This window comes from Aquibacillus albus, assembly GCF_016908325.1.
Taxonomy (GTDB): domain Bacteria; phylum Bacillota; class Bacilli; order Bacillales; family Amphibacillaceae; genus Aquibacillus_A; species Aquibacillus_A albus.
On sequence record NZ_JAFBDR010000020.1, the window covers coordinates 18,411 to 43,165 of the forward strand.

The window sequence follows — 24,755 nt, forward strand, 5'->3', positions numbered from 1 at the left end:
ACAGTGAGTAGAATTGGTCAGAACTATTCTAGAGTAAAGCAAAATAATAAATTGCTAATATTACAAACATTATTAAGAAATAACATGATGTCTAGGCAACAAATTGCAAATAAAACAAAGTTAACTCCAGCTACTATTACTAATATAGTGGGTGAATTAATTGAGGAAGGATTATTAATTGAAATAGGGGACCTACCTGATCAAAAACCACGTGCAGGTAGAAAATCTGTTGCTGTTGACTTTAACCCCAATACCATTTATGTAATTGGATTGCATATTCGGACAGATAGAATAGAACTTGCCATTGTTAATTTAAAAGGTCAAGTCATTGCAGATAATACAGTAAAATTTCCTGAGAATACAGATATACAAGGTTTCTTGGATTTAGTATCTAAATTAATTAAAGAAATAATAGATCAAAACCCTACTATTAATATTATGGCTATTGGAATTGGATCTGTAGGACTAATTAATTATAAAGATGGAATTATTTTAAATATCCATCATTTAGGGTGGGAAAATCTTGATATATCAACATTTATTTCTGAAAAATTCAAGTTACCTGTTTATGTAGATAACAACGCGAGAGCAATGACGTTAGCTGAAAGAATGTATGGAAATAACAAAAAACTTGAAAATTTCTTATTTGTATTTATTGGTCATGGAATAGGTGCTGGTTTAGTAATTAATGATGATGTATTTAGAGGCGGAGTAACAGGTGCGGGTGAACTTGGTCATATGTCTTTAGTGCCTAATGGAGAACCTTGTTGGTGTGGAAATAAAGGTTGTTTAGAAAGGTACGCTTCTGAATCATTCATTCTAAAAGAGCTAAAATTATCCTCTATTAATGAATTTATCCAGTTAATCAATAATAAGGACCCTAATGCTTTTCATTTATTAGAAACTGTAGGAAAAAGAATTTCAATTGTACTCACTTCTTTTATAAATATGTTTCATGTTGATAAAATAATTGTTGGTGGAAATTTAGTACAAAAGAATAATGAATTAATACAAGAGCTTGAAAAAATAAATCAATATTCCTTTTTAGCTCGTAAAGAGGAAGTGCAAATTGAAGTTTCTATTCTTGGTGAATATATAGGAGTAGTAGGTGCTGCAAGTTTAGCTTTATATAATCATGTGTTTCAATGATATATCTATTGGGGGAAAAGGAGTGGAAGTTCAGTGCAAACAAATGGGACTGTAGGATTTTTTTATACGTTTTCGGAATGGATAATGCGGTTATCATTCATCAATTTAATATGGATAGTTTTTAACTTCCCCATTGTATATTTAGTTATTACTTTGTATGTAGCAAAAGATCTAGAATCTTTGCTTACATTAGGTATTTCTATTGTAGTGTTAATACCTTTTATCCTTTTCCCCTCTACTTTAGCAATGTTTGCAGAAATGCGCAAAATAATCATGAAACAAAATAATTCATCTACAATTAAGTCATTTTGGAAGTCTTATAGAGAGAATTATAAAACCAGCGTTCTATGTGGCAGTTTATTATTAATAGTATGGATTATTTTTGTTATCGATTATTATTATTTTGTATTTCAAGTAAATGAATTATTTAAATATGTATTTTTTTTCTTACTCATTTATTTGGTTGCGTTTACACTACATGTCATTTCATATAATATTCATTTCAAAACTAAGTTGATTAATTCGTTTAAAAAGGTTGTATTCATAACGTTTGGATACCCCTTCTTAAGTTTTGGTATAGCAATTTTTACATTTTTACTAGTATATATAAGTTTTAATGTTTATACATTTTTTATTCTGTTCTTTATGGGTTCATTAATTTCTCTAGTTAGTTTTAGCTCATTTTATTGGTTATATATAAAAGTAGTAACTAAAAGTCAGTAACGTTCCTTTTTAAAATGTTTATTGTTCGTTTGAAAAGTGCTTACTAAGGGAGTGTGTAAATGATATTAACATGTCATGAATCTTTAGTGCCAGGTAATAGTTACTTAGAAAAGTGTAATAATTTGGCGGAAATTGGCTATTCCGGAATCGACTTGTTGGGTGATACTGTAATTAAACATATTAAAGATCTTGAACAAGCGACTATTGAAACAGAAATTAAGCCTACTGCTATATATTCAAGATTAGGTAACCACTGTTTACTAGATGATACAGTTGATGGTAGATTACAAGCCTTAAATACATTAAAACAAAGAATGGAGGTAGCTTCATTAGTTGGTGCTAAAGCGGTTATTTTTGTACCTATATTTGGAGTGGCGAGGATTCGGCCAGAAGCTGAGGAATTTGTTCTTATTACATTACTTGATGAGATTGCTCAATGGGCAAAAGGATCAAAAGTTTCTTTAATTCTCGAACCTCTAAACAAAAAAGAGACAAATTTTGTCTATCAGCCTAAGGAAGCTGCTCGGATAGTTCAAGCTATTGATAGTCCGGTAGTAAAAACGATGGTAGATACTTATCATATGGAAATGGAAAATCAGGATCCTGTTGAGATGATTAAATCTGTTGATTCAAACATGGGGTTGGTTCATTTTTCAGATACGAACCGTTTATTACCAGGTAAAGGAAAGGTTAACTTTAATAGAATAGTAGATGCCTTACAAATGATTGGCTACAATGGTCCAATAGGGTTAGAGTGTAAAGGACCAGTATCCGTATCAGAACTTGAAAATACAGCTAGTTTCTTGAATGGAATTTGGGCTAAAGCTGCCAATTATTAATTCGTATTTAGGAATGAATTTTGTTGTATGAAAATGAGATAAAATAAGAGGTTACTTATCACATCGGTAATATTATATTAAATAAAACTAAATTTCAAAAAGTCCGACTTCCTAATTGAGTAACTATAAAAAGAATTTATACAATATATATATGTAGTATTTCACTAATTCCAGATAAAAGCCTTTAATATTTAATTTAAGGAGTATTTTAATGATTTTATGGGCGTTACCTCTTGGGGTAGTAATAGGCGTTATGTCTGGTTTTTTTGGAGTTGGAGGTGGATTCCTTCTTACTCCTGTTTTGTTATTAGTTGGTTTTACACCGGTAGGAGCTATTACCATGAGTTTGCTTTACACCATAGCTACTTCTGTATCTGGAGCATGGGCACACTTTAAACTCGCAAATATTTATTGGAAGGGAGTTCTTCCTCTTTCCGTAAGCGGAGTAATTGGTACACAAATCGCTCGTCCGGCTGTTATGTGGTTAGAAAGAATAGGATTTGATGAAATAGTTATCCCCGTACTTTATCTTGTTCTACTAGCTTATTTTGCTATTACTATGTTTACAAATAAAAAAATTGAAACAAAAGAAGCACCAACTTCACCATTGAAGTGGAAATTTTTAATGATAGGAATGCTAGGAGGCTTTACGTCTGGAGCGTTAGGTGTTGGTGGAGGGTTTATCATGGTCCCGCTATTAATAACGATTGCTAAAATCCAACCAAAGTTGGCTGTAGGTACTTCTCTTATAAGTATCATTTTTATCGTAACCGCAGGTTTTCTCTCCTATGCATTTAGTACCAAGATTAACCTTGTTCTCGCTTCTTACCTTATTATTGGAGCAATTATTGGTACGCAACTAGGACCGAGATTTACAAGGCTCTATTCGAATAAACAGATCCAACTGTTATTAGGTGGATTATATGTCGTCACGTTTCTTAGTGTATTCCTAAAATTAGTGAACTTAACAATTGCAGGATTAATTGTTTTATTGTTCTACGTTGGTGTACTAATCGTATTTTTTGGCATCCAGCAGGTAAAGCAAGCTCACAAAAAGAAAATGGTAGATGTTAATTCTTAGGAAGATGGTACCTGTCAGATTATGGTGCATCACACTCGTAAATTGGTGAAGTTTTTCAAGGAGTGGGATATTCCCTTTGGGAGTTGCTGGTATTTATTTATCAGCAACTTCTTTTAGTTATGAGAAGTTCTTTTCATGATATTCTCTTTCCTTCCATTACTAGTGGTGAAAAAAACGGATCACCTTTTTGACCTAGTTCAAACTTTCCTAAGTGATTAGTGATTCAATGGAAGGCTTTGATTGTTCAGGAAGTATTCAAGTATAGTCAGTGACGTCCCGGAATTTGTCGAACAAGTGAATCTCCCTATGACTACTCGTGAAACGGTGAATTTTGTCGAGAGATTAAAAAACAGGGAATTTTTTATTTTTGTTTATCTATAAGTATGCTGATTACGGCTATAAGAATGTACCACTTCAGCCATGTTTCTTACTAGTGATTGTCACAAGGTTTACAACTTGTTGCAAAGGAGGTTAACGGTGGAGTAACGTCAAGTAAATACAAATTTCAACATTAAGGATTTTGAAAGATAAAATAGTCTAATTCCCTCCGCATTTGTTTCGAGGGGTCTAATAGAACTATTGAAAAAATAAAGGTAGAAGGATTTCGACAATCAAGGGTCGAATGTTGAAAATCATTAGTCTAATCAAAATAAAAACCTTTGATTAAACCCAAATGGAACCCCCTAGTACATTGTTTTTCATAATCCTTCCCCAATAAATAATAAACCAGGTTAGTTTAATTTTTTATGAAATCGTTAGAAATTACTTCTTCTTATAAATAATCATCTTCTTCTACCTTTATCGGAATTAGAAGGTTCCTCAATTTAAGTTTCCAGGTACCATAATTAAAATCTTTTCCCTCTCTTAAATCTATAACACCCTTCTGTATATTAGACCAATCCTCTATCAAACTACTTGGTATAGCGTCTTCTTTGTCCCTTATTTTCTTTAACGTTTCTAAATGCCTATTTATAAGTTCTTCATAGGTGACAGAGGTTGTTCCTTTTCTAAGTTTTCGTTTATATTGATGATGCACTCTCTGTAATTCGTTTAATCGATTAATTTGCTCTTTGAATAGGGGTAATCCAACGCTCATTTGAGAATAAATATCCTCAGGTATTTCTGTGTCTGCATATGATTCTAATGAACAATAGTTTATCCCTTTACTTATTAGTTCTTTGATTTCCCTTATACCTTCATAACTTAGATCCCGAAGAGCGTTCCGTTTCTCCGTGTCTAGTGTGTTTAAAAACGATTCAATCTCAAGTCTTTCTTTCTCCCTCATTTCTTCTTCTTCTCTTTTTAATTGTGTTTGTCTTCTTTCTTCAAGTAATTTAAAGATACTAGTTAACTGTTTGTTTGAAAGAGGTAACCCTAATCTAATTTGTTTTAATAGATTTTCCGGAATATTGATCCCTTCATATCCTTCAATTAAGGTCTCTTCTCCATCCCTAAACTTTACAAGTATTTCATCTCTTTCTTCATTTACCTTATAAAGTCCATTTTTAATAGCATTAATTATGTCAGCTGACAACCCTGTATAATTTTCAAAACATGTTTCACCTAACTTATATCTCTTATTTTCCGATGAATGAGTAACGATATACTGAAAACGTAATGGTGTACCACATTCACACTTATAATAACGATTACCATAGCCACTATCTAAAATATCTTCTAATACCCAGTCTTCTATCCTGTCCTCAAGGTCTTTTATATCATTTCCTACAACTAACCCTTTTTTATTTGCTAATACCTCCAACCACTTATCCTTTTTACTTTGATTAACGAATTGGATAATGTGCTGTCTTTGTTCGTCATTAAGGTTATTCATTAATTCCGCAACTTCTTTTTCAGTTAACAAACGCCCCATTTGTGCTCACCTACCTTTAATTTATTGAATAAGTACCCTTAAGGAATATATAAACATTCTCGGGTCTATTAAGTCAGCCATGCGACCACTGTTTATTAAATCTAAAAGTTCAATTCTACCTAACTATTCAATTAATACCTGAATTTTTCCTTCTCCTTTTCTACAAAAAAGAAAGGTATTGTCACAGTGACATCCCGGAATTTGTCGAACAGGTAGGTTGACGCAGCTGAAGGAGATCCCCCGTTGTTTCGGTCTTTATCCCAACTCCTTTTGCATGCAATAATCATTCAATAAATCAGCAACATCTACTTGTTGTTTTGCTAAGACTGACCTTGTGGGTGAGGCTTTTTTGTTTTGCGTAAACCAGTCAGGGATGATTTCTTGCTTTTTAGCTTGATGTGGGCGTGGATGCTTTTGTTTTTTTTGTTTTTTAAAAGCGGATGCTTCTGCTTGTGCTTCTTCAATAGTTGCGATTCCTTTTTCGGACCATGACTGCAGGATACCTTTGACATAACTCCAGGAGGCTTTATTATGTTCAAGTGCTTTTTTCATTGCTTCGATTATTAAAACATCACCGAACTCAGACATCCACTTCTGAAGCTCAGCTTGTATGTATGGAGTAGGTTTTCCGAAGTTTTCTTGATAGAACACGAGCGCGCCAGTTGTTGTTGTCTTGTTTTGTTTATGTTTTGTCTTTTCTTTTCTTGTTTATTTAATGGGGCAGTAGTTTGGTCCATACGTTGGTTCGTTGTCTCGGTCGTAGTCTGGTTCGCACTGTCGTCTGTACTGTGGTCCAATATGGACGACAAGCTTGTTAGTTGATAAATAGGTGCTTGATTGCCACCCCTTGATTGAACAGAAATATATCCTTTTTGCTGCAGCTCTTCTCTTGCTCGCTTTAAAGAGCTTTCCTTTAGACCAGTTTTTACCCGTAGGACGGATGCTGCGACTGTAAATTGCTTCTTCCAGCCTGCTTTATTATTAATATGGATCAAGGCATACCATAAGATGCCAGCTGATGGGGATACAGGATTGGTTTCGATTTGGTTTTAAAATGCATTGATTTCTTTGATATAGTTCATGGAGGACTTCCTTTCGAGTCTTATTGGGAATGGTGTTTTTCACACAAAAATAGAATGACTAGAAGAAGATAGCATAGTGATACATTCAGCGGTTCGATACATTTGCTTGATTAATCGGTAATAGGATTCATTCATTGCTAGATTTTGACCATTTTTGAATGTAATGGTGGCACGGTGATGGGTTTTCTTAGAAGAAGGATGCGGCTTAATCGAAGCAATGTGGTGATAAAACAGCCATTGGCAGTTGAAGTTAGTCGGAGAATGCGTCGGAAAGGCGTAGATGTTTTTCTCTAGCAGGATGGGAATCGGCACTTTCTTTCTCGAATTCGTTAAGTACATCAACGAAGCACGGCAGCCTTCATAGGAGGAACCGGCTTTTAAACAGGCCATTTTAATAATTTCCAGCGGCGTCTGTCGAACGAATAAACGCTGATCCGCTTCCATGACAATCGTATCGTACTCCACCTGTCTGGAAGGAAGTAATGCGATTGTTTTTTCGTTTACGTCATACGTGGGTAAAATGTTTGGCATAGTGGGGACACTCCTTTTTGGGGTTATTTGATTGTTAGATTGGCTAGTTTTTGGCAGGTGGATAGAGAAAACTAGGAGAGAGGTGCTATTAATCAGGTGGAGGTTCTTTCCATTTGTCTTGTAATAATTGGATCTAAACACTCTACCAGTTCATTGAAGTTGAGATTAAGCGCCTTAAGTATCCTTAATACAGTGCCAAATGATGGGTGTGTTAGGCCACGCTCTATTTCACTTAAATAGTTACACTGCTTATATTCGCTCTTTCTGCTAACTTCGCCTGTTTTAAATCGATAGCTTGTCTATTCATTCGAATGTACTTTCCAAGCTCTTGCTGAAGTATTTCCTGATTATCCAATCTTATCCGCCCTTTTTTGAACTCATTATCTATTTATGGATAAAATTGGTACACAAGCTATAGATGGAATTTGGTAATATATGTAAAAATAGACGAAATAATTTTAAAACGTATGGCTCGTTAGGGGAGGTTGACCATTGATGATGTGGAATAGAGGGTAGAGTTTGGTAATTTATTCATAATTTTTCAAATTTATGTTAAAATTAGGAAAAATGATAAAGGCTGTGGAAAGTTTGTCATCAAATGAAAAATGGACTGTAGAAGAGTTATTAAAGGTTACTAGTAAACTAGACGATTACATAGAGAAATATAGGGATGTAAAAGATAAGAAAAATGAACCCTTTCGTACGAAAGTTAGAATATTTGCCATTTATAAGTTTTGGGACATAATATCTTATTGGCGGACTTTATATCTAGTGATAACATTTCTTTTTATTATTATAGGTGTTCTTGATTATATTTTTTTCGGTTCGGTTGTTATAGACACAATTAAAGAATTTTTTTTATTTCTAGTTAGTAATAAGTGGGTTACTAGAATGTTAGTAGTAATTGCTTTTTTATGGGTGTCTTATGTTGCGTTAAAGTACAAAGCAATAGTAGGGATGCTTAATATTAATGATGAAAAGTATGCCAATTACGAAACGAAGAAGAAATATTTAGAATTCTTATATGATTCACTTTTGCCTCTCGTTGATGATCCGAGAAATTCTTATTTAGAGACCTGAAGGATAATCTTAAGGCACTAGAAACTGAAGAATTGATTAATTTAACAAACCAATTACAAAGAGAGAGAGAACGCAGAGATGAAGACAGGAAATATTATCATAGTAAGATAGAAAGCCTTGATAATAAAGTAGACGAAACAAGAAGAATCAATATTGAAGAATTGGACATGCACATAAATCTTAATGGGAATTTAATGGAACTTTTAGATAAATACGAAAGCCTGCTAGAAGATTATGTAAAACACAAATTTACTGTATCATCCATTAAATATCCGGAAGGTCATGTTGTATATTCTAAGAATAATAAGGGCTTAAAACAATATAATCAATCCAATTGCAAAATTAAAATGGATGATTACATAACGAGAGAAGACTATAAAACTACCAATGATGCTAGGATAATTGCTGCATACGATCCTAACAGATATTTTGCACATGATAATAAATATATTGGACTTTATTATAAATTTGATGATGTAGAATGGATCGTAGCTATTAATAAGGATGAAGAACTTAAAAAAGAATTGGAAGGTAACGAAGAAGATGTTAAGATAATATTAAGAGATATTCACAGTCTAGTATTCTACTATATGTATTTACTATTAGAAGTTGAGAAAGGTAAAGTCAGAATCAGAAAGGGTGTAGAAGATGGCAGTTAAAGAATTGCAATCCTCTCGAAAAAACACAGTCCCTCTTAGTAGACAAGAACATTATAAAAAATTAGCTAATAAAAGCAAAAAAAAACTCAGAAAAAATTATGGCACTATAAAAAGTGATTTAAAAGAGATGCGTAAAGATATGAAAAAATAGGACAGGCTGGCTTAGTATGCTAGTTCTGTTTTTTTTTGTAGTATTTTTTTTCCGTTTTAAGTTCTTTTTGTAGTTCATCCCATTTTTGTATGATTAAACTTCTTCTTTCTGAAAGTTTATTTTTTAGTAATTGTCTATTATTTTTGGGGATGTCTTTATTAAACTTTTGCATAAAATACACCTCTTAGAAAGAATTTTAACCAACTTTACTAATAGATATTCGAGAATATGGCATTTATGATGTCGTTTTGTGGATCAATCACAATGGAGGAAGGATAAAATGGCTATTTTAGTTACGGGCGGTGCAGGCTACATCGGTAGTCACACCGTCTTATTTTTACAGGAGCAAGGGGAACATGATATCGTTTTAGACAGCTTGCAAAAAGGGCATCCGGAAGCGTTGCACGGTGCTGCTTTTTACGAAGGGACGCTGCAAGATAGTGAGGTACTGGATGAAATTTTAACCAACCAAAGGTATAGTCACAGTGACACCCCGGAATTTGTCGAAAAGGATGGGGAAAGCTCTGTAGAGAAAATTTTGCGGGAGTTTTTTTATTGGTATAACCGTATCAATTGAACCTTCAATTATATATTATATTTATGATTGTTAGTTCATATAACAAGCCCTAATTCCTTACGAGGAGTTATGGTTTTTTAAATTTGGAGGGATAAATAATATCAAACATTTAAGCTAACCGATGCAGAGCCTGTTACTATAGTTGCAAGCTACATATCCTTGGTTACTGATCTGTATCTTCACTGGAAACAACAGTGAGAAATTATCTTATCCATTGGACGTAAAATAAGTGATTTAATTGAGGAATTTTTTATGGCAAATCTCAACAAACAAGCTGAATTATTTGTTTCTAATTACATGATGTGACTGTCAAGCAATTGGGTGAAAATCATATGCTTTTACCTACACAACAAACTACACTATTTTTTGTTACGTTACCTGCGCCATTGTAACAACCATTCGTGATTCGGCCAATGAAATTTATCACCATTGCCATACTTTTTACCACTCTATGACAAAGATAAATTACTGTCGTTTACCACTGTATACCTTAGTGTAATTGATGAGCACTATACAAACTAGGATACATTCTAGTGCTGCATCGTAGACCAATACTGTTCATGAAGAATCCTAGAAGACTTTGTGAAAGAGGAATAAAATCAAAGGTTGGACGATCACACAATTGAAATTAAAAAATTACCCCCAAAAAGTTTGAAAAAATTTTTTGTTGAGTATTGCGTAAGGTATTGTCACAGTGACCGCCCGGATTTTGTCGAAGGTTAGTAAGGTGAATGGTTATTCGTGATATTTTTGTCTTTTTCTTACGGAAGTAAGCGTCAAAACGCCCACCTTTGAATCAGATGTTGGCTAAAGAATGCTTTTTTAAGATTTAGAAGCTGGGGAATCATCAAAGAAATCCCACCTACTAATGCAGGGGGATTTCATTGATGATTTATTTAGATTTATTTGAACGCGTTATTCTTATTACGGCCATAATAATAGAGCCGCTGCTGTCTCACCTGTATGGTTGCTGGAGAGCTGCTAGGATTATTATAAAGAGAATAATGTATAATTTATTGTTAATTAACTCTTATTTATGCTTTGGTACAATTTATACGTAAGGGTGGTGTACCCATTTTTACTAGCATGAGTAGAATTTTGAAGGATTTAATTTTATAATGTCGAATAAAGTAATACAATTAAAAATGGGGTTATGTCATAATCATGCTTAATTGATTAGGCGGTAGTGATTATCAAGGTGAAGAAAAATTTTAAAGGATAATCAAAAAGTTTACGTAATATTTGATAGGGGAGGTGAAATATTATGAGTGCTGAAAAGACATTAGAGATATTAAATTTGTTTGATTTTAATACAAGGGAGTTGACGGTTCCACAAATGGCAGAAATGCTTAACCAACCCCAAAGTTCAGTATATCGAAATCTCCGCCTGCTTAAAGTAAAGGGATTTATTATAGAGAGTAATGGTAGTTATAAACTAGGATATCGTTTTATTAAGTTAGCAAATATAGTGAAGAGTGATATTAGTATTGGATCTATAGCAAGACCTATAATGACACAATTAACTAAAGATATTGGGGAGACATCGATTCTGTTAATAAGGTCAGAATATAATGCTGTTTGCTTAGAAACTATTCCATCTCATCAACCAATTAAGGTTTCTTCCGAACAAGGAGGAATTTTACCTTTGTACGGAGGTGCAGCTTCTAAAATTATACTTGCACATATGGAAGAGAAATTTGTAGATGAGTTATTTGAAAAAGGTTTAGTAAAAAAACATACTGAAAATACAATAGTTGACCCAATTTTATTAAAGAAAAATTTGAAAGAGATAAGAGAGAAAGGCTACTGTATTTCTGATAGTGAAATTGATTATGGTGTGGTTTCTTTAGGAGTTCCAATTCGTGACATGGAGAATAAAGTAATTGCTTCATTAAGTATTGCTGGTCCAAGGGATCGAGTTTTGAATATGGATAAGGAAAAAATAATTAGCAAACTAAATAATGCTGTTAAAGAGGTAAATAAGTTCATATGATCTGGGATGTTAATAAAAGGTAAGTGTCTGTTCAAGGAGGCTATCCCAAAAGACCATACTTTTGCCCTTAATGGGTCTACTTTCTATTATACTATCTTTTGGGTGATATTATTTTTTAAAATAAAAATAGCCTCCATTAGAAGTTCTTATTTAGTTTTTTGTATAGGATTCCTCTTAAAGAAATTATGAGCTAAATGAAAAGGATTCCTCCCCCATAAGTCATCTTTTTAAAAGTACTCAGTTATTATGCGATTTGAATATCTTCAGAAAACTAGTTCAATATATTTTAATTTCTATGATAAACATACTATTTTTTATATAAGATTTCCTTTGGTAAGGTAAAATGATCGTGTATGAATAAACCAATTCATCCAACTTTCTGTATAAATAGAGTGTTAACTTTTCCTACTCCTTTAAAACTTCTAATGGTATCGACTTTTGCATACTCCTCCCATCGTTTTGGTAGTTCACTTTTGAAAAACATAGTAATAATTTCTGACAAGGTAAATGATTTTTATGTAATTTAAATATATATTAAAGTTAATAATTGATTATCAATTATTGATAATCAATTAATGATAAGTAACTATCAATTATTGATAACTAACAAGTTGCTGATGAAAAAAAGGGGGATATACTACTAACAATAAAAATCAGAATAATTTTAATTTTTAAAAAATGAAGGGGAGATTGAAATGGATTTTGGTATCTTTTTACCTATTGCGAATAATGGATGGATAGTTTCTAATAATTCGCCACATTATATGCCTACGTTTGAATTAAACAAGGAAATTTCAGTTATGGCTGAGAGAATGGATTTAGATTTTGTGCTTTCGATGGTGAAATATCGAGGTTATGGAGGGGAAACAGAACATTGGGATTATGCGATGGATTCATTTAACTTGATGGCTGGAATCGCAGCGGTCACAAGTAAAATCGGTATTTACGCTACTGTACAACCATTGACTCTTAATCCTGCAATAGCTGCAAGGATGGCTGCTACAGTGGACGACATTAGTCAAGGAAGATTTGGTTTGAATGTTGTAGCTGGATGGAATAAATTTGAGTATTCTCAAATGGGTTTATGGCCTGGGGATGATTATTATCAATATCGTTATGAATATACAGATGAATGGTTAAGCATTGTAAAAGAGCTATGGAGAAATGGGAGAGTCACACATCATGGAAAATACTTTAATTTAGATGATTGTTTATGTCAGCCTACTCCTATTACAAAGCCAAATCCACCTATTGTTTGTGCAGGTATGTCAGATACTGGACTCCAATTTACGGTTAAACACTGTGATATTAATTTTGTTGTTGGAGACTTGGAAACGATCAAGAATGTAAGTACAAAAGGAAAGATTCTTGCACAGAAAGCCGGTAAAAGTATCAAAACGTATGCATTATATACAATAATTACCGCTGATACAGATGAAGAAGCAGAAAAAATAAATGAGCAATACTTAGCTGGATCAGCTCAAAGTAGTTTAGCAGGGTTGAAGGCGGCATCAAGTAATGATAAGGGATCGATGAAGGAGACCTTTACTGAAAAACTAAAGAATGTCTATATGTGTCCTCCTATTGTTGGTTCACCAGAGACTGTAGTTGACTACATTGATTATTTATCAAAGAACACAGATATTGATGGTTTATTATTTACATTCCCGGACTTTATCAAGGGAATGGAAAATTTTGAGAAAGAAATATTGGCGAGGATTGATGAGAAAGGTCTGAGATCTAAAATTGCAATATGAAGCAGCTATACTTGTTAGTATTCTTCATGAAGAAAATAATTGATTCGTTAGCTTAAACCATTTTTTTAAAAGGAGAGATAAAGGTGAAGAAAATTGTTGTTATCTCAGGATGTCCTTCGAATTCTTCTAGACTCTATGGTGTTATTGATCAAGTTATAGAAAAGTTGGAACAAAGAGAAATGGATGTAGATCACATAGAAGTCTTTAATTTACCAGCCGATGATCTTATTCACGCAAAATTTGATAGTGATGAAATTAAAGCAAGTAATTCTTTAGTACAGCAGGCAGATGCTGTAGTTATCGCTACACCCGTGTATAAAGCTTCCTTTTCAGGAATATTAAAATCTTATCTTGATCTATTACCTCAAAAAGGTTTAGAGAATAAAAATATATTTCTTATTGTTATGGGAGGAACAATTGCCCATCTTCTATCAATAGAATATGCTCTTAAACCGGTACTTTCTGTTTTAGGTGCCACACATATAGAAAAAGAGGTCTTTATTCAAGATAGTCAAGTCGTTTGGAATGATCATGGAAAAGTAGATTTATCCGAAGAGGTAAATCAACGTTTAGAAACTTCCATCAGCAGGTTTATGAATAATTTAATTATGGATAATGAACGAGGGGACAAAGTCACTGCATTAATTAACAAAGCTTAGTTTTCCATGGTTTAAAGAGAGGGTGCCTGCTTGTTATGGACCCTAAAAGACTGTTCTTACTTGCAACATTTCGAGGTTACTGGGTTTTGTAAGGTTTAGTAGTCTTAGAAAACCTATCATATAGCCGTTTCTTGATCTATTATACAAATTAATAGAAGGGAGAATCATATGGACGTGAAGCTAGAGTATGAAGAACCTACCGTTGAAGTATCTGTAAGAGATGTTGACAAAGTTTTTAAGGGAAAGGACAAGGAGGTTACAGCATTAAAACAAGTTAGTTTTAATGTTCACAAAAATGAAGTTGTCTCACTTCTTGGTCCGTCAGGCTGTGGTAAATCGACACTGCTCCGTTTAATGACAGATCTACTTCAGCCTACTTCAGGTAGTATTTCGATTGAAGGAAATGACCCTAAATATGCTAGATTACAAAGAAAGCTCGGAATTATATTTCAAACAACAACGTTATTCGAATGGAGAAATGTAAAGGAAAATATTGAGTTACCACTAGAAATTATGGGAAAAAGCAAGCGGGAGCGTTCAGAAACGGCGCTAGAAATGTTAGAACTGGTAGGACTTTCAAAATTTATGAAACAATACCCAAGACAGCTAAGTGGAGGAATGCAACAACGTGTGGCAATAGCGAGGGCTTTGTCATTAGATCCACCAATACTATTTATGGATGAGCCATTCTCGGCATTAGATGAATTTACGAAAGAAAAGCTTCATCTCGATTTGATGGAAATTAAGCGGAAAACAAAAAAAACAATTATTTTTGTAACACATAGCATTCCTGAAGCTGTGTTTTTGTCAGATAGAATCATAGTACTTTCAGCTCATCCTGGGAGGATTCATTCCATCTTTGAAATAAATCTTGGTTATGATAGAAAGCCTGAAATAAGAGAAACTAAAGAATTTTTTGATTATATTACACAGGTTAGAAGTTGTTTTTATGAGGAAGGAGATTGAGTAAATGGGCTCATTGGCTAAAAGGCAGAACCACTTTGTTTCTACTTTATTATGGATGATTTTTTTAGTAGCAATTTGGGAATTCACTGCATGGATATTGCATAGTGTTGTCCATATAAACTCAGCAGAAACTAAATGGCCATACTTTCACGATCTAGTAATTAATATATTTCAAAATATACCAGTTTTGTTTGAACAGGGAAGTATTACATTCGGAAAGGCTGCGCAAGGCTTTATTATAGGTACTTTAGCAGGTATGTTACTTGCTTTAATAATGAGCTTTTCAAAGTCGGTTAAGTACACTCTGTCTCCATATATTATCTCTTCACAAATGATTCCGGTAATAGGACTAGCCCCTATTATATTTGGTATATTAAGGGATCCGGATTTATCTCGTATAGTGACAGCAGGTTATATAACTTTTTTTCCAGTGACTATTAATATGCTCCAAGGATTAGAAAATATAAAACCGCAACAACTTGAATTAATGCGATCATATGCCACTCCATCTTGGAAAATGTATACAAAATTCAAGATAATCGCCGCACTTCCGAACCTGTTTTCAGGTATGAAAATTGCTGCTCCTCTAGCGGTTACAGCTTCCGTTGTTGTGGAATTAATGGGGGCCCCTAATGGGATTGGTGTTTTAATGTTAAGCAGTTTATATTATGGTGAGGCTCAAGCTCATATGTTCTGGTCAGTTATCCTAATCTGCGTATTCATCGGTATTGCATCTTTTATATTTATTTTACTATTAGAGAGAATTATAACTTCCTGGCAGCCGGAATTTCACCGAGAAAGGAATGAGACTTGATGAAACCCACTTCTGTCAATTCTATTGAAAGTAAACAAACAGTGGAAGCTGAAAGTAAACTTAAAAAAATTACAACCTATAATTGGATTTTTAAAGATTACCTGTTTAAGAAATCAGTAATTTTTCCAGTTGTTTTCGGTATAGTGTTTTTATTTTTTTGGGAAATAAAAGTTTTTCATATGATTTTTAATCTTGAATTATATCAACTTCCAACACCTATAACTATTGTACAATCCATGATCGAAAATTGGTTAACTCTTATGTTTTATTCAGCATATACAGGAACAGAAATTCTTGGAGGATTTATTTTAGGTTCATTATTAGGATGGATTATAGCTATGCTTGCGTCTTTATTTCCAAGTATCGGCAAGGGAGGAGTGACAGTGATTGCTTCTCTAAACGCTATCCCAATTGTTGCACTTTCACCAATAATGAACAATTGGTTTGGTGATGGTATTGGATCTCGGATAGCAATCGTAACTATTTCAACAATGGCGGCAATGGTGGTTAATGCGTATAAAGGCTTTCAATCCATTGATGGCAACTATCTTGATTTGATGTATTCTTATGCATCTCGAAAGAGTCAAATTTTTATGTTGTTACGCTTTAAACATTCTTTACCATATATATTTGCTGCATTGAGAATCAATGTATCTGCCAGTATTATAGCTGCATTAGTTGGAGAATTTTTCATCTCTTCCAAGGGACTAGGATTTTTATTATCTGATCAAATTCAAATTGGGAATATGCCGTTAGCATGGAGTTGTATTGTGATTGCTTCTCTTATGGGAATATTATTTTATAATGCTGTTGAAGTAACTGAACGTTTATGCATACCTTGGAAAAATTCATAAAGATAAAATGATAAAACAACAAAGAAGATTAGCACAGTAAGATAGCCATGTAAAATATTACAGTGTGGATCAAAAGTGTAAAAATATATTTTTAGGAGGAAAATCATGAAAAGAATATATTCTAATGTTTTTTTTACTTTAATACTAATCTCGTTGTTTCTATTGTTAACCGCTTGTAATCAAGAGGCTAAAGGTACTTCTGCTGATAGTTTAGAGGAAGTCTCGATTCAATTAAAATGGGTTCCGCAGGCGCAATTTGCTGGTGTTTATGTGGCAGATGATAAAGGATTTTATGAGGAAGAGGGAATTGATATTGAGATTGTTCCGGGTGGTCCGGATATTGTACCTGAACAACAAGTAGCTAATGGAGTAGCAGATGTTGGCATAACCTCTCTTGAAGGGCTTCTAGTTAATCGTGATAATGGATTACCACTCCAATCAATTGCACAAATTCAACAAGTAAGTAGTAAATATCTAATAGCAAAAAAATCAACAGGTATTGATAGTCCTGAAGAAATGAAAGGTAAAAAAGTTTCAACATGGATGGGTGGTAAACAATTCCCTATTTTAGCGTTTATGAAAAAATATGGAATAGACCCAGAAAATGATATTGAATTAGTAAAACAAGGCTTTACTATGGATCAATTCTTAAATGATCAAGTTGATGTAGCTACTGCAGCTGCTTATAACGAATATTATGTGGTGCTAACTAGTGGAATGGAAGAATCCGAATTAAACGTATTCCCATTAGAGGATGCAGGTGTAGGTTCAATAGAAGATACTTTGATAGCAAGCGATGAATTTGTTGAAGAAAATAAAGATCTTGCTATAAGAATTGTACGGGCTACTCTCAAGGGATGGCAATATGCCATTGATAATCAAGATGAAGCAGTAGATATTGTTATGGATAATATTATAGATGGCAGCTCTAATCGAGAACATCAAGAATTCATGATGAGTGAAATGGCGAAACTTATCAAACCGGAAGGATTCACGGATAAACAAATGGGTATGTTCGTGGAAGAATCTGTAAAGCGTACGGCAGACCTTGCATATGAATATGGGCTGATTGAGGAAGAAGCAGACTTGGAAAAAGCTATTAATAAATCAATATATGAAGAAGCAGTTAAATAAATATTTTAGCTCGTGTGTTAAATGTTTTTTATAGTTAACTAATAAATCTAATGATTTTTAAACAAGTGATAATAGGTGCGGGAGGCATTGGGGAAGAAAGTAGAATACTAACATCCTAACCATGTAAAAGCGTTAAATAATTATGGAGGTAGGATGTTAGATAAACCTATATTTTTCCTTGATCCTCGGGACAAAATTTTATGAAGGAGGTACAGAAATGTTATTAGATACAAAAGATACTATACATTTTACTGATTTCTCTTTTATTAAATATTGCACGGATAAATATGGGATTAATAGAGGGATTTACAATACAATTGATGCTTGGTTTTATAAAGAAGGCATTACTAATATTATACAAAGGCGTGTTAGCATTCTATCATTTCTTAAGTTTGTTAATGAGGAATCTGTTGTGAAGAAAAATCGTCGTAAATTTGGTCCTGGGGGATTAACAAAACAATTACAAGTGTACAGTACTTTAACTTCTAAAAAGCGATAAAACCAATTTTGTAAGAATAAAATCTGTATTGAAAAGGGGTTTAAATATGACTAACTTAGTAAAGATTGCCACTGTCTCAATGAATGTAGCATTTAATAAAAAACAAAATTTAGATAAATATTTGGATTATATTAAGAAAGCTTCACTTGAAGGAACTAAACTGATTGTGTTTCCTGAGCAATCCTTACAGGGATACTTGAAAAGTCTTCATTCTATGGATTTAGATAATGTGAATTATCAGCATAAAAATGCAGAAGTCATTCCTGATGGTCTTTCTGTTCAGACTTTAATAAGGGCTGCAAAAGAATATGATATATATATTGTGTTTGGAATGACAGAAAAAGACAGAGAACGACAAGATATTCTTTATAATTCAGCTGTATTAGTAGGACCTGAGGGTTATATTGGAACATATCGTAAAGTACATCAGCCAGGAGATGAAACTCATGTATTCACTCCTGGAGAAGAATTTAAAGTCTTCTCAACAGAAATTGGAAACATAGGCCTACTTATTTGTTTTGATAAAGCTTATCCTGAGAGCTCTAGAGAACTTGCATTAAAAGGGGCTGATATTTTAATTTCACCAACGGCATGGACAATGCCAGCCGCTGGAACTGACCAATGGAAAGGTTATTACGATGTTCTGGATCAAGTACGGGCATTTGAAAACCAGTTATGGTTTATTTCTTCAGATATGTGCGGTCCTCATGGAGACCATAATTATTATGGGCACAGTAGGATTGTAGATCCGACAGGGGCAACAGTTGCTGAGTGTGGATATGAAGAAGGTGTTGCTTATGCGGAAATTAATATTAGGGAAGGACTTTTACAGGCTAGGACGTCACTCGGTATATTATTAAATTTAATTAAAAACAGGAAGCCTAGTGCATATCATTCGATACCTTCTAATGTATAAGAATTAGGACTTCATACTATAGTTGCCTAATGTAAGGGAAAAGTAGTACAGTAATACTCCAAATGGAACAGGGGTGAACAAAAAGAATAATTCTCATAGCTAGGTTTGAACTTTAATTGGATATATTGAGCAAGGCAACTCTAAATAAGGTTGTCTTGCTTTTAAAATAATAACTCTATATTCCGAATATAATATATAAAAATATAAATTTGACAGTTTTAATCACATTCTACTAGTTAATTTTTTTGTAAGAATTAGATAAATAGAAAGGAATGTTTAAATGGAGGTCAATATTCGAAAAATTGTTACTTACACTGAAAAAATTTATAAAGAAGGTGGAGCCTCACTTGAGCGGCCTATAAAAATAGCAACAGCTATGGCAGTAATTAAGAATCCATATGCTAATCAACCATTCCAAGAAGACTTAAGTGAATTAATCGATTCTCACTGTCCAGTGTTGGGTGATATGTTAGGAAAAGAAGCTGTTGAATTATTAAATGAAGAAGTTGAAGCATATGGAAAAGGGGCTTTAGTAGGAACTTCCGGAGAAATTGAACATGCTTCAGCACTTATTCATAGTTTGAAGTTCGGAAATCCATTTAGACAATTAGTAAATGGGGAAAGTTTATTGCCTTCATCCGAAAAAAGAGGAGTGACTGGCTCCTCTATTGACTTAGCTATAAAACATAAAACTGATCCAAAAATACGCTCTCATCATCAAACATTTGAGGTGCGTATTCCTGATGCGCCCTTACCGGATGAGATTGTGGTCATATGTGTGGTTGCAAGTTCTGGTCGTCCGCATCCTCGTATAGGAAGCCTCCACGATGAATTAGGTGAAAAGTGATTATTAAATGGATGCTCCTTGGTAAAGTACCGAGGAGCTAAATACTGCAGTTTGATTCTACGTTAATGGTAATAAAATTTTTTTAATAGAGTAATTAGCAGCTGGTTTTTAAGGGGAAGATGCTATCATCGTGAAGCCTGCAGAGAAGACACCTTTATCAGCAATCAAATTAAAAGAGGTTTTAGTACGTGCTGGAATTCCGTATGATGCTTATCAGGTTATTACTGGTGATGGTCCAAGACTCGGTAAAGTATTAATTCATCATTCAGACGTTAAAAAAATTACTTTTACTGGAAGTCCCGAAGTAGGTAAATTGATTAAATCTCAAGTAGGATTGAAAAAAGTCACCTTAGAGCTAGGCAGTAACTCAGCTATATATATAGATAAAAGTGTTCATTCAAAATTAAAAACAATTGCAAAGCAGTTAGTCGTTGGTGCATTTTCATATAATGGACAAGTCTGTATTAGTACACAGCGAATCTATGTACACAAAGGAATAAAGAAAGAATTTGTAAAGTATTTTAAAGAGGAGACAGAATTATTAAAGTATGGTGATCCAAACGATGATAATACGGACTTAACAGGAGTCATAGATGAAGAGTCTCAGAAACGCTTATTGGATTGGATTAAAGAAGCGGTTAATGAAGGAGGAACATTAATAACTGGGGGAAAGCAGAAGGAAAATGGTTTAGAACCAACTATATTAACCAATGTTTCACCTGATTCAAATGTTTCTCGTAAGGAAGTATTTGGTCCAGTAGTAATCGTTAATAGTGTAAATAATTCATCAGAAGCGTTATCAGCCATGAACGATAGTGACTATGGACTGAATGCTGGTCTTTTCACTTATCATTTACCTTTAGCCTTAAAGTTCGCCCATGACTTAGAAGTGGGTCAGGTATTAATCAATGATATACCGACTTTACGATTTGACCATATGCCTTATGGTGGATTAAAATCGTCAGGCTATGGATATGAAGGAGTCAAATATGCAATGAGAGAAATGGTCAACATGAAATTTATTAGTATGAATTATCAGTTTTAGATAGATAATTTGCTTGTTACCACCTAGTATAGTTACAGTGATGGCGAGGAATTTGTCAAAGTTTGTTGTTAGTTGGGTGATTAAGTTCACCCTGTTTTTTCTACCAAATCTCGCCGAGGAAATTAATTTTTCTAGAAAACCGGATTTTTTACAACAAGAGCTTTTTCAAGAAATAGTAAAAGAAAAAAAGGGAAAACTAGTTGCCGATCAAATTGTGAAGGTATATTTAAAAAGTGGTGAGGAAAAGTGGATCCTCATTCATGTCGAAGTTCAAGGAGATCCAGATCCTGATTTTCCAAAGCGAATGTTCCGTTATTATTATCGAATCTATGACAAATTTAATCGAGACATTGTTGCGATCGCATTGTTAACAGATGACTCTAAAGGTTTCAGGCCTGACACACACCACTATTCCTTTCATGGTACTTCATTAACGTACCAATATAATATGTATAAATTCAATGATCACGAAGAAAAAGAACTAATTGAATCAAACAACCCTTTTGCAATCGCAGTGTTGGCAGCAAAATATGCCAACGAATCCAAAGACGACGAAGAAAAAAGATATCGCTTCAAACGAAAACTTTTTCGATTAATTTTGCAAAAGAGTAGTTATCCTCCAGTAGAACGCCGCATTTATATAGCTACACTCATTTACTTCATTGATTATTTACTTCAGATTCCGTTAGAATTAACCAAAAAATTAAGAGATGAACTCATCCAAACAAAGGGGGTAAAAGAAATGGTGTACATGGATCGTGAAAATTTGCCAAAATCTTTGGCAGAGTGGGAGAAGATTTTTAAAGAAGAAGGAAGGCAGGAGGGAAAGCAAGAAGGAAAAAAAGAGGGAAAAGAAGAAGGAAAGGAAGAAGGTAAAAAGTCAGTGGCGATTGAACTTTTAAAAGCAGGTATGTCTGCAGAGTTTGTAGCAAAGCATGCGAAATTGCCAATTGAAAAGGTAAAGGAAATGGCGGATGAACTGTCGAAGTAATCATTTTTGGTGCCTGTCATCACCCATAAAGGGGGTAAAAGAAATGGTGTACATGGATCGTGAAAATTTGCCAAAGTCTTTGGCAGAATGGGAGAAGATTTTTAAAGAAGAAGGAAAGGAAGAAGGTAAAAAGTCAGTGGCGATTGAGCTTTTAAAAGCAGGTATGTCTGCAGAGTTTGTAGCAAAGCATGCGAAATTGCCAATTGAAAAGGTAAAGGAAATGGCGGATGAACTGTCGAGTTAATCATTTTTAGTACCTAGTCACCACCCGAGAATTGGTGAATTTTGTCGAAGGGGGATTAATAGTTTAGATTCAGAAGAGGACACTTTCATTATAATGGGTTCCATTGCGAGTTGCTCGCATACTGATCAAGATACTATTCACGGTGCATTTTTTTAGCAAACGCGCTGAGAATTCACACAAAAATTACAAAAAAAGGAACTTAGAATTTGTACCTATGATTCTATCCAAAATGCACACGACGCAGCGGCTGAAATAAATCCGGATGCCCTAATCATCAGCGAAGGATGGAGAACTTGAACAACTATCTCGAGTTTGTTGAGTTTATTAATTAAAGATTAGATGGAGGATTCCTGTAGATAGGTCCTCTTTTTCTTTGTTTCTGGTTAATTAGGATCCGGATTGAATGAAAGTAAATCTGGGGTTGGTGCGCATAAACAGGGGAAAGGTGAGAGTAAATACTTGAAAGGTGCACAAAAGCTTGTGAAAAATGAGAGAAAATCGCGTGAAGTTACGCATAAACGTGGGAAAGATGAGAGTAAACCCGTGAAAGGTGCTCATAAGGTGGTAAAAGTTGAGAGTATAAATTTAATAGGGTTATCGTTGATGTTATAAAAAAAGGTGGCGTTCTAAATGGCTTCTACAATCAAAATGATTAATCAAGGTATCGAAAAACAAAAGACTGAATATTACGCAGAAATCAGGAAAAGCAATGAAAAAAAGTTAAAAGCTATAAAGGAAAAAGAAATTGAAACAAAATGAAGATGAAGTTATTTCACATTCCTAAAGGTGTGCGCCACCCGGAAATTGGCGGATTTTGCCAGAAAATGAGTGGTGAAAATTACTAAAGAAGTTGCTGATGTTTTATATATTAGCAGCTTCTTTTAGTTAAGGCGGATTTTTTTGTCGTGTCTTTAAACTTCTACATCCATCCAATCACTTCCTATCATGAACTTTTAACTTATTTTGCGTAATGCTCCTGTCGTAATTTTATGGTGTTGATTAAGTACGGTGATTTTCTGTGAGCATAAATGGAGGGAAAGTGAATGTAAACGCGTGTGTGTTGTCGTCTTTCTAAACAGAAAGAAATAACCGTCCCCATGACCAAGGATGACGGTTACTTCTTTGCCAAAGGAATACATTTGGTCAACCGCTCTTTATGCGGTCTGTAGTTACGTTACCGGGTGGTACCAGCCACTCGGTATTCTTTATTATATTATAAATGTAATTATAAGTCGCTAATGAAGAGTCGGTTGTGGGGAGGCGATCTACTTTCCCAGACAAGTTTAGCAATTCATCTAGGAAAGGGAATTACTTTCAAGGATGGAAAACTAGTGTTTAAATTCTTTTTTAGTCATCTTGGACACTACTAGAATTTTTATCTTAAGTATAAAAATCCCCATTCTCTGGTGTCTAATTTTTAGACTAGCATCACCTTCCCCTGATTCACGAGATCAAACTTTTAATAAAGAAAATCTATTATAAGGGACTGTCAGGTACTGTCATAGTGACACCCGGAATCGGAGGAGAGTGCTCTTTCGATAGGTCGAGCTATTGTTATCAATATTTCACATGTTCATAGATTTTATCATTATTTCTGTTAAATTTGTGTGAATAGCTTATCCAAACTTATTATCACTTTCATACATTGTTTATAAATGAAAGGAGGGATAATATGTCGAAAAAATCAAATGAAAGTAAAATCCAACAAACTCAAGGGCAAGAAGGATGTTGTCAGGGTGATGAACTGCTATGTGTTTCTATTCCCAGTCCCATTACCATAGTGTTTCTAGGACTTGAGATACAAATAGAACTACCGTGTATAAGAATTAACTCAGAGGAGAATTTAACTTCAGAGGAAACACAGCAAATATTAGGCCTGCTGACAAACCTACTAGGAAATATCGGAGAAAATATCAACCCACAATAAACTATAAGATAGGAGGTCGCTGTTATTGGCAATCTCCTTTTAATATTACATGTCGAAAGGGGTCTGACCCTTTTCGACATGGACATCTGAATGGGACAAAGGACCTGTCCCCATGTCCCGGAAATTGTCGGAATTTTGTTTCTTTTTATTGCTTTTTTTGATATATTATAGGTACTTTAGTATAGATACAAAAGAACTAGAAATAAATAATTGAAATGATAATGGCAAAATTGTGGAAACACAGTGACGCAAAACTACAGGGGCTAAAGCGAAATGCAATGCCAGCCAGTTACCGTTTCAGGATAAGCACATCCTGTTTAAATCGGGATGTGCTTTTTTCAAGTATTCAGAAAAAGGGGATTAA

At 34.0% G+C, this 24,755-nt stretch carries 31 protein-coding genes and 1 riboswitch; of the genes, 24 read left to right on the top strand and 7 right to left on the bottom strand.

Going from position 1 to position 24,755, the window contains the following annotated elements:
- Positions 1-3 precede the first annotated feature (3 nt).
- The 4 genes from JOC48_RS15630 (at position 4) to JOC48_RS15645 (ending at position 3,792) form a co-directional block, all read left to right on the top strand.
- The gene (locus JOC48_RS15630) at positions 4-1,149 is read left to right on the top strand and encodes an ROK family protein (RefSeq protein WP_204501251.1); all 1,146 of its coding nucleotides are present in this window, start codon (positions 4-6) and stop codon (positions 1,147-1,149) included.
- A gap of 84 nt (positions 1,150-1,233) precedes the next feature.
- Positions 1,234-1,872: a YesL family protein gene (locus JOC48_RS21785; protein WP_420829226.1), complete on the top strand. Its 639-nt coding sequence runs from the start codon at positions 1,234-1,236 to the stop codon at positions 1,870-1,872.
- A gap of 59 nt (positions 1,873-1,931) precedes the next feature.
- Positions 1,932-2,711, top strand: a complete 780-nt coding sequence (locus JOC48_RS15640; RefSeq protein ID WP_204501255.1) for a sugar phosphate isomerase/epimerase family protein — start codon at positions 1,932-1,934, stop codon at positions 2,709-2,711.
- 211 nt (positions 2,712-2,922) lie between these two features.
- Complete coding sequence (locus JOC48_RS15645; RefSeq protein ID WP_204501257.1) at positions 2,923-3,792, top strand: sulfite exporter TauE/SafE family protein; 870 nt, start codon at positions 2,923-2,925, stop codon at positions 3,790-3,792.
- Positions 3,793-4,564: 772 nt separating this feature from the next.
- On the opposite strand, the gene JOC48_RS15650 is transcribed toward JOC48_RS15645, so the two are convergent.
- The 6 genes from JOC48_RS15650 to JOC48_RS21560 form a co-directional block, all read right to left on the bottom strand.
- Positions 4,565-5,665 (bottom strand): hypothetical protein, encoded by a 1,101-nt coding sequence (locus JOC48_RS15650; RefSeq protein ID WP_204501259.1) that lies wholly within the window; start codon positions 5,663-5,665, stop codon positions 4,565-4,567.
- A 255-nt stretch (positions 5,666-5,920) separates the two neighbouring features.
- On the bottom strand, positions 5,921-6,253 hold the full coding sequence (locus JOC48_RS15655; protein WP_239584418.1) for a DnaD domain-containing protein: 333 nt from the start codon (positions 6,251-6,253) through the stop codon (positions 5,921-5,923).
- Positions 6,229-6,660 (bottom strand): hypothetical protein, encoded by a 432-nt coding sequence (locus tag JOC48_RS15660; RefSeq protein ID WP_204501362.1) that lies wholly within the window; start codon positions 6,658-6,660, stop codon positions 6,229-6,231. The genes JOC48_RS15655 and JOC48_RS15660 overlap by 25 nt, the downstream gene beginning before the upstream one ends.
- 126 nt (positions 6,661-6,786) lie before the next feature.
- Positions 6,787-7,278 carry a competence protein ComK gene (locus JOC48_RS15665; protein WP_204501265.1) on the bottom strand — a complete coding sequence of 164 codons (492 nt, stop codon included), beginning with the start codon at positions 7,276-7,278 and terminating at the stop codon, positions 6,787-6,789.
- Between the two features lie 92 nt (positions 7,279-7,370).
- Positions 7,371-7,505: a hypothetical protein gene (locus tag JOC48_RS21790; protein WP_204501361.1), complete on the bottom strand. Its 135-nt coding sequence runs from the start codon at positions 7,503-7,505 to the stop codon at positions 7,371-7,373.
- Positions 7,506-7,510: 5 nt separating this feature from the next.
- Positions 7,511-7,633, bottom strand: a complete 123-nt coding sequence (locus JOC48_RS21560; RefSeq protein WP_204501267.1) for a helix-turn-helix domain-containing protein — start codon at positions 7,631-7,633, stop codon at positions 7,511-7,513.
- A 233-nt stretch (positions 7,634-7,866) separates the two neighbouring features.
- On the opposite strand from JOC48_RS21560, the gene JOC48_RS15680 reads away from it, so the two are divergent.
- From JOC48_RS15680 to JOC48_RS15690, 3 genes are read left to right on the top strand one after another with little or no spacing between them, the layout of a single operon-like run.
- Positions 7,867-8,358 carry a hypothetical protein gene (locus JOC48_RS15680; RefSeq protein ID WP_204501269.1) on the top strand — a complete coding sequence of 164 codons (492 nt, stop codon included), beginning with the start codon at positions 7,867-7,869 and terminating at the stop codon, positions 8,356-8,358.
- Between the two features lie 32 nt (positions 8,359-8,390).
- Positions 8,391-9,017, top strand: a complete 627-nt coding sequence (locus tag JOC48_RS15685) for a hypothetical protein (protein WP_204501271.1) — start codon at positions 8,391-8,393, stop codon at positions 9,015-9,017.
- On the top strand, positions 9,007-9,168 hold the full coding sequence (locus JOC48_RS15690; RefSeq protein WP_204501273.1) for a hypothetical protein: 162 nt from the start codon (positions 9,007-9,009) through the stop codon (positions 9,166-9,168). Before JOC48_RS15685 ends, JOC48_RS15690 begins: the two co-directional genes overlap by 11 nt.
- Positions 9,169-9,187: 19 nt before the next feature.
- Here JOC48_RS15690 and JOC48_RS15695 read toward each other — a convergent pair whose 3' ends face one another.
- Entirely contained in the window at positions 9,188-9,340 is a 153-nt protein-coding gene (locus JOC48_RS15695) for a hypothetical protein (RefSeq protein ID WP_204501275.1), read from the bottom strand.
- A gap of 108 nt (positions 9,341-9,448) precedes the next feature.
- On the opposite strand from JOC48_RS15695, the gene JOC48_RS21320 reads away from it, so the two are divergent.
- The 17 genes from JOC48_RS21320 (at position 9,449) to JOC48_RS15775 (ending at position 24,391) form a co-directional block, all read left to right on the top strand.
- Positions 9,449-9,745, top strand: coding sequence for an NAD-dependent epimerase/dehydratase family protein (locus tag JOC48_RS21320; RefSeq protein ID WP_204501277.1), 297 nt, complete (start codon positions 9,449-9,451; stop codon positions 9,743-9,745).
- A 1,264-nt stretch (positions 9,746-11,009) separates the two neighbouring features.
- Positions 11,010-11,738, top strand: coding sequence for an IclR family transcriptional regulator (locus tag JOC48_RS15705; RefSeq protein WP_204501279.1), 729 nt, complete (start codon positions 11,010-11,012; stop codon positions 11,736-11,738).
- Between the two features lie 695 nt (positions 11,739-12,433).
- A complete protein-coding gene (locus JOC48_RS15710) occupies positions 12,434-13,495 on the top strand; it encodes an LLM class flavin-dependent oxidoreductase (RefSeq protein ID WP_204501280.1) in 1,062 nt (353 codons plus the stop codon).
- A gap of 83 nt (positions 13,496-13,578) precedes the next feature.
- Entirely contained in the window at positions 13,579-14,154 is a 576-nt protein-coding gene (ssuE, locus tag JOC48_RS15715; protein WP_204501281.1) for an NADPH-dependent FMN reductase, read from the top strand.
- Between the two features lie 168 nt (positions 14,155-14,322).
- Complete coding sequence (locus JOC48_RS15720; protein WP_204501282.1) at positions 14,323-15,120, top strand: ABC transporter ATP-binding protein; 798 nt, start codon at positions 14,323-14,325, stop codon at positions 15,118-15,120.
- Positions 15,121-15,124: 4 nt separating this feature from the next.
- Entirely contained in the window at positions 15,125-15,934 is an 810-nt protein-coding gene (locus tag JOC48_RS15725; protein ID WP_204501283.1) for an ABC transporter permease, read from the top strand.
- The gene (locus JOC48_RS15730) at positions 15,934-16,788 is read left to right on the top strand and encodes an ABC transporter permease (protein WP_204501284.1); all 855 of its coding nucleotides are present in this window, start codon (positions 15,934-15,936) and stop codon (positions 16,786-16,788) included. Before JOC48_RS15725 ends, JOC48_RS15730 begins: the two co-directional genes overlap by 1 nt.
- A gap of 105 nt (positions 16,789-16,893) precedes the next feature.
- Positions 16,894-17,922, top strand: a complete 1,029-nt coding sequence (locus JOC48_RS15735) for an ABC transporter substrate-binding protein (RefSeq protein WP_204501286.1) — start codon at positions 16,894-16,896, stop codon at positions 17,920-17,922.
- Positions 17,923-18,139: 217 nt separating this feature from the next.
- Positions 18,140-18,421: a hypothetical protein gene (locus JOC48_RS15740; RefSeq protein WP_204501288.1), complete on the top strand. Its 282-nt coding sequence runs from the start codon at positions 18,140-18,142 to the stop codon at positions 18,419-18,421.
- A 46-nt stretch (positions 18,422-18,467) separates the two neighbouring features.
- On the top strand, positions 18,468-19,337 hold the full coding sequence (locus JOC48_RS15745) for a carbon-nitrogen hydrolase family protein (RefSeq protein WP_204501289.1): 870 nt from the start codon (positions 18,468-18,470) through the stop codon (positions 19,335-19,337).
- 280 nt (positions 19,338-19,617) lie between these two features.
- Entirely contained in the window at positions 19,618-20,184 is a 567-nt protein-coding gene (locus tag JOC48_RS15750) for an amino acid synthesis family protein (RefSeq protein ID WP_204501290.1), read from the top strand.
- 130 nt (positions 20,185-20,314) lie between these two features.
- Complete coding sequence (locus JOC48_RS15755) at positions 20,315-21,229, top strand: aldehyde dehydrogenase family protein (RefSeq protein WP_204501291.1); 915 nt, start codon at positions 20,315-20,317, stop codon at positions 21,227-21,229.
- Between the two features lie 40 nt (positions 21,230-21,269).
- On the top strand, positions 21,270-22,220 hold the full coding sequence (locus JOC48_RS15760) for an RpnC/YadD family protein (RefSeq protein WP_204501292.1): 951 nt from the start codon (positions 21,270-21,272) through the stop codon (positions 22,218-22,220).
- A gap of 43 nt (positions 22,221-22,263) precedes the next feature.
- Positions 22,264-22,464, top strand: a complete 201-nt coding sequence (locus tag JOC48_RS15765; RefSeq protein WP_204501293.1) for a hypothetical protein — start codon at positions 22,264-22,266, stop codon at positions 22,462-22,464.
- A 399-nt stretch (positions 22,465-22,863) separates the two neighbouring features.
- Complete coding sequence (locus JOC48_RS15770; RefSeq protein ID WP_204501294.1) at positions 22,864-23,076, top strand: hypothetical protein; 213 nt, start codon at positions 22,864-22,866, stop codon at positions 23,074-23,076.
- 18 nt (positions 23,077-23,094) lie between these two features.
- Positions 23,095-23,223: a hypothetical protein gene (locus JOC48_RS21565; RefSeq protein ID WP_275580756.1), complete on the top strand. Its 129-nt coding sequence runs from the start codon at positions 23,095-23,097 to the stop codon at positions 23,221-23,223.
- Between the two features lie 913 nt (positions 23,224-24,136).
- Entirely contained in the window at positions 24,137-24,391 is a 255-nt protein-coding gene (locus tag JOC48_RS15775; RefSeq protein ID WP_204501295.1) for a hypothetical protein, read from the top strand.
- Between the two features lie 213 nt (positions 24,392-24,604).
- Positions 24,605-24,688: riboswitch (cyclic di-GMP riboswitch) on the top strand.
- Positions 24,689-24,755: the final 67 nt, after the last annotated feature.